This window comes from Anaerolineales bacterium (assembly GCA_022866145.1).
In the GTDB taxonomy this organism is placed as follows: Bacteria; Chloroflexota; Anaerolineae; order Anaerolineales; family E44-bin32; genus PFL42.
Window position 1 is genome coordinate 1 of sequence record JALHUE010000185.1, and the last position, 5,366, is coordinate 5,366.

Consider the following 5,366-nt stretch of genomic DNA (forward strand, 5'->3'; position numbering starts at 1 on the left):
CAACCACCAGGCGTCCGTCGGGCAGTCCTTCCGGCTCCAGGTAGCGACCGGCGCCGTAGGTTTCCCTTCCGGCAAGGCCGTCGGCAAACGGCAGGAAGTAGCCGTAGGCATTGCGATAGACCGTCAGTGACGCCGGCTGTCGCTCGACGTCGAAGCGAATCCTGCCCCAGCGCTCGTACGCCTGAATGTCTCCGGTTGTGGTCAGCATCCGAACGTCCTCTGGCACGGGGAACTGCTCCAGGGCGACCTCCAGCGCCAGCGATGGATTCTCCGGGAAGTATTGCAGTCCGGAGAAGGTCTCCTTCTGCTCTGCAGTCAATGGACTGTCGGGGCTGGTCCGGAAGAAGGCGTCTTTCTCGCGGCGAAAATCATCCAGCTGGCTCATCGCAGCCTCCGGCGCCAAGGATAGCAGGGGAGGCGCGGCCTGCGAAGGGCGGAAAGGGGATTCTTCCTCGCTTGACCATTGGCTGTCCGCGGCTGGCTGGCGGCCCCGGCGAAGGGGATGTTCGGGTGGAGGTGTCGCCCCCGGCGCCCGGCGCAGGGTTCGACAGGGGCAACCGCGGGCGAGCCAGCGCTTCAGGGGAGCGGGTCGGGTGGCGAGGGGGAGTGGCCTCCGAAGCGGAGCTCGAGGGATTCGTAAGCCTCGAGCGCCTGGAAGAATTGTTCCCGGGCGAAGTCCGGCCAGTACACGTCACAGGCGTAGAACCCGGCAAACGCGGCCGGCCACAGCCGGAAGTTCGACAGGCGCATCTCACCCCCGCTGCGAACGACCAGGTCGAGGCCTGGCTGCCCGGCGGTAAACAGGTAGGCGGTCACTGGCGGCAGTCCGATGCACGGCTCGCTCGATCCGATGGTGGGTCGATGGGGGCAGCGGGTCGAGGCTGCCCAAGTGCCGCAGCCGCACACCGTTCCGGTCTAGATCATCCAGCTCGCGGTCGAGGGTGTGGTCGGTCAGCCCGGGCAATCCCTGCACCTCCTCCTTCGGGCGGTTGCAGCAAGGCATACAGCCTCAGGGAGCCGATGCCGGCCTCAACGCGGACGCAAATGACGCCGCGCGCGTTTTCGACTCCGGCAAGCTGTCCGGCCGGGCGGGGTAGCCCGCCAGCGATTGCCCAGCGCCCGGTACCGTGCATTGGGATCCCGATATGCCTTGCCCGAGGGCGAAGGAGGGGTGACGACGCCTGACCCCCGTCCGGCGAGATGTCCATCATTCATTGCCACCGGATCGCGCCTGTCGCCCGTCTGACCTGGGCTGACCGGGGAGGGAAGCGGCCGAGGCTGGATAGCCCTGCCGACGGCCCGGGCTTGCGATCTGCCAGGACAGTACGGCCAGCGGAAGCGACATCAGGGCAATCGCTGCCAGGAACGGGGGCCACAGGAATCGCTGAGGCAGAACGTCCAGCACCGCCTGGGTGCCAAGAGGTGCCGCTCGCAGGGCATCCCAGGTGAAAACGCCGACCGCCAGCAGGGCGCCGAAGGCGGCGCCGATCCAGACCGCGACTCGCACGCCCGGACGGCTGCCGTCAGAACGGGTGAGGGTGAGCAGCGTGCCCAGGGAGATCATCAGAATGGAGATCAGGACCGGGGCGAGCACCGGGCCCCACCACGGCAGCGGCAACAGGAACAGGATGTCCCAGTCGAGCAGGGAGGCCGGCCACCCGCCCATCCAGCGCAGGAAGACATAGTAGCTGATGTCCCACAGGCCGAAGGCAATCAGGCAATACCCAAAGCGCGTAGCACGCGTGCCCCCGGCCAGCCCGCCCACGGCAAGCAGCATCACCAGCGTAGCCGCCTCGCGCACGAGTTCGATCGACCCGATCGAGGGGATCACTTGTAGCGGCTCGGCCTGATAGGGTTGGACGCGCCCGCTGTGAAGGCGCAGGTACATCACCGCGGCCGCCTCCACCCAGGCCATGGCCACGGCAAAGAGTGCAACCAGCAGCCACGGCCGAATCGTGCGCACCACTCCTCCTGAGCGAAGGCGGGAGGCCGCCAACGCTGCGACCATGTTCCCTGGGCGAGACTCTCAGGAGCTATCGCAGGACTATCAGCCGCAAGGCCGGAAGGCGAGGGGACAGGGTGCAATGGGCGAGGGCCCGGAGTGGGCCTAGACGAGCATGGGCTCGCCGGGCTCGGGAGGCGATCGGTCTGCCCGGCGGCAAAGATCAGGCGCGAGGCTTGGCGCCTTTGATCACCAGCCCCTGTCGCAGCGAGGCAAGCCGCGCCGTTCCCAGACCGGTCCGTCGGGGGTGTCGCGGATCTCGATCCCCAGCGCGGCCAGGCCATCGCGCACGCTATCGGAGGCCGACCATTGCTTGGCCTCCCGCAGCTGCTCCCGGGCCGCGACCAGCAGGTCGATCAGCCGTGAGGGATCTTCCGCCGGGAGGGACATTTGCTCGGCCCGCTCGGCTGCCATCAGCAGGACCGAGGCCTGCTCGCGATCCGCCACTCCCGCCAGGGTCCGCAGTCCGGCCGCCAGATCCGCGGAGGCGACCTGGGAGGCAGCCTGCACCGCGGCCGGCGGCTGATCACTGGCTGCGGGCTGGGCTTCAGGGCAGGCTGAGACGGCCGAGGGGCTCGGCGGAAGGACGGCGGTCAAACTGCGAATCGGAAAGACGCTGCCGGCGGCGTGCTCGATTTCGGCATCCCCTCGAATCAGCGTGACGCCTCCCCGTCCACGCACTTCGGCCTGGCCGGCATCCAAATCCAGGATGCAGGCCGTGTGCTCGTCCAGGCCAAAGACGTGGGTCTCAGGGGGAAGCATGTGTTGCAGCCGGGCGAATCGTTCCATGCCCATGAAGCAGGCCCGCGTGTCATGGGTTCCGCCTTCGGCGTTGTTCCAGTGGGGGATGATCGCCAGGTCTAACCCGAAGACGCCGAGCAGGTCGAGCCCGGGGATCCAGTGCAGCGGCTCACCGACCTTGTAGATCTCGTAGACCGGCAGTGCGTGCCGGCTCAGGGCGATGGCAGCCGACGAAGCCAAGACCAGGGTGGCGCCGGCGAGCCAGCGTTCGACGAGGGCGGCATAGACCGGTGACCCTCGCCAGTGGCGGATGGCATACGACGGGCTGCCGGGGCCGGCCACCAGGTAGTCGGCCTGGCGAACGACCTCCAGTGCGGCGCCGACGATCGCCGCCGGCTCGTCGGCGCTACGGAAGGAAACAATGCGCAGCTCCATGCCCAGGCGCCGGGTGAAGTAGTCGGAGAAGCGCTGATGGATCGTCGCCAGGCCGAGCTCGAAGCCGGCAGGGGTGTCAAGAAACGCCGGCACCGCCCCGGGACCGAGATCCTTCAGCAGTTGCCGGTGCAGATTGACCATCCCCGGCGCCACTTCGCCGGAGCCGATGAGGACCAGCTTCCCGGTCACAATCCCTCCGCGGTGCTGCGAGTATACCGTAGCCGTCCCGTCGGCCCCGGTGCTGACACCGGTCTAACCGCCCGTTAACCTTCCTCTAGCGGCCGGGGGCGTAGGATAATTCGAGACTGTGTGAGAGGTGCTCCATGTCGAAGATCATTGGGATCGATCTAGGTACGACCAACAGCGCGGTGGCGGTGATGGAGGGCGGCGAGCCCACGGTGATCACGACCGCGGAAGGCGGGCGGCTGTGCCCGTCGGTGGTGGCGTTCACCAAGAGCGGCGAACGCCTGGTGGGTCAGACGGCCAAGCGTCAGGCCGTGGTCAACTCGGAGAACACCGTGTATTCGATCAAGCGTTTCATGGGCCGGCGCTTCGACGAGGTCGAGCAGGAGCGCGGCATGGTGTCCTACGAGGTGGTGGCAGGGCCGAGCGGCGACGCTCGGGTCAACATCGCCATCGGCGGCAGGCAGTACAGCCCGCAGGAGATCTCGGCCATGGTGCTGGGCAAGCTGAAGGCGGATGCCGAGGCCTACCTGGGCGAGCCTGTGACCAAGGCGGTCATCACCGTCCCGGCGTACTTCAACGACTCGCAGCGCCAGGCGACCAAGGATGCTGGCAAGATCGCCGGCCTGGAGGTCATGCGCATCATCAACGAGCCGACGGCGGCCGCCCTCGCCTATGGCATGGACAAAAAGGAGAATGAGACCATCCTAGTGTTCGACCTGGGCGGGGGCACCTTCGACGTCAGCCTGCTGGAGGTCGGAGATGGCGTGGTCGAGGTCAAGGCAACCAATGGCGACACCCACCTCGGCGGGGATGATTGGGACCAAGCAATCCTGACCTGGGTTGCCGAGGAATTCAAGCGCCAGCAGGGTATCGACCTGCGCGGCGACCGCCAGGCGCTGCAACGGCTGCGCGAGGCGGCCGAGAAAGCCAAGATCGAGCTGTCCACGGTTTCGGAGACCGAGATCAACCTGCCGTTCATTACGGCCGACGCCAGCGGGCCCAAGCACCTGCAGATGAAGCTAACCCGGGCCAAGTTCGAACAGTTGACGGAAAGTCTGCTGCAGCGGGTGCGTCTCCCCTTCGACGCTGTGCTGCGCGACGGAGGCGTGAAGACCGGTCAGATCCACGAAGTGGTCCTGGTCGGCGGCGCAACCCGCATGCCCATGGTTCAGGACCTGGTGCGCTCGCTGAGCGGCAAGGAGCCGCACAAGGGCGTCAATCCGGACGAGGTGGTGGCCGTCGGCGCCGCCATCCAGGGGGGTGTGCTGGCGGGCGATGTCAAGGATGTGCTGCTGCTGGATGTCACCCCGCTGTCGCTCGGCGTGGAAACGCTGGGCAACGTGATGACCCGGCTGATCGAGCGCAACACCACCATCCCGGTCAAGAAGTCGGAAGTCTTCTCAACCGCCGAGAACAATCAAACGGCGGTGGATATTCATGTACTCCAGGGCGAACGGCCGATGGCGACCGACAACATGACCCTCGGTCGGTTCCGCCTGGAAGGGATCCCACCGGCGCCTCGAGGCGTCCCGCAAATCGAAGTCACGTTTGACATCGACGCCAACGGCATCATCAATGTCGCCGCCAAGGACCGGGCCACCGGGCGCGAGCAAAGGGTGACAATCACCGCCTCGACCAACCTGAGCAAGAATGACGTCGAGCGCATGGTGCAGGAGGCCAAGCGCAACGAGGCTGCCGACCGCAAGTTCCGCGAGCTAGCTGAGGCCCGCAACAACGGCGACGGCCTGGCCTACCAGGCGGAGAAAGCACTGGGCGATATGGGCGACAAGGTGCCTGCAAGCGATCGACAACGCATCGAGCAGACGATCACCGATCTGCGCTCGGCGTTGAAGGGTGACGACCTAGCGCAGATCAAGAGCCTGACCGAACAGCTGCAGCAGGCGTCGTATGCCCTCAGCCAGCAGATGTACGCCCAGCAGCCGCCGCAGCCTGAAACGCCGAGCGCCGGCAACGGCGGACCGGCCGGCGAGGATGTGGTCGA

General features: G+C 66.8%; 5 protein-coding genes. 1 reads left to right on the top strand and 4 read right to left on the bottom strand.

All coding sequences use genetic code 11. The annotated features are described in order from the left end of the window. The 4 genes from MUO23_05950 to MUO23_05965 all read right to left on the bottom strand — a co-directional run. Window positions 1-385: DUF1684 domain-containing protein (locus MUO23_05950; GenBank protein ID MCJ7512496.1), on the bottom strand; the 385-nt coding region annotated here is incomplete at its 3' end. A 191-nt stretch (window positions 386-576) separates the two neighbouring features. Next, complete coding sequence (locus tag MUO23_05955; protein MCJ7512497.1) at window positions 577-816, bottom strand: undecaprenyl diphosphate synthase family protein; 240 nt, start codon at window positions 814-816, stop codon at window positions 577-579. A gap of 391 nt (window positions 817-1,207) precedes the next feature. Next, window positions 1,208-1,963, bottom strand: a complete 756-nt coding sequence (locus MUO23_05960) for a hypothetical protein (protein MCJ7512498.1) — start codon at window positions 1,961-1,963, stop codon at window positions 1,208-1,210. A gap of 228 nt (window positions 1,964-2,191) precedes the next feature. Next, complete coding sequence (locus tag MUO23_05965; GenBank protein ID MCJ7512499.1) at window positions 2,192-3,367, bottom strand: hypothetical protein; 1,176 nt, start codon at window positions 3,365-3,367, stop codon at window positions 2,192-2,194. 134 nt (window positions 3,368-3,501) lie between these two features. Between MUO23_05965 and dnaK the strand changes: the two genes are divergently transcribed. Next, window positions 3,502-5,366, top strand: a 1,865-nt coding sequence (dnaK, locus tag MUO23_05970) for a molecular chaperone DnaK (protein ID MCJ7512500.1), incomplete at its 3' end; no start/stop codon positions are given.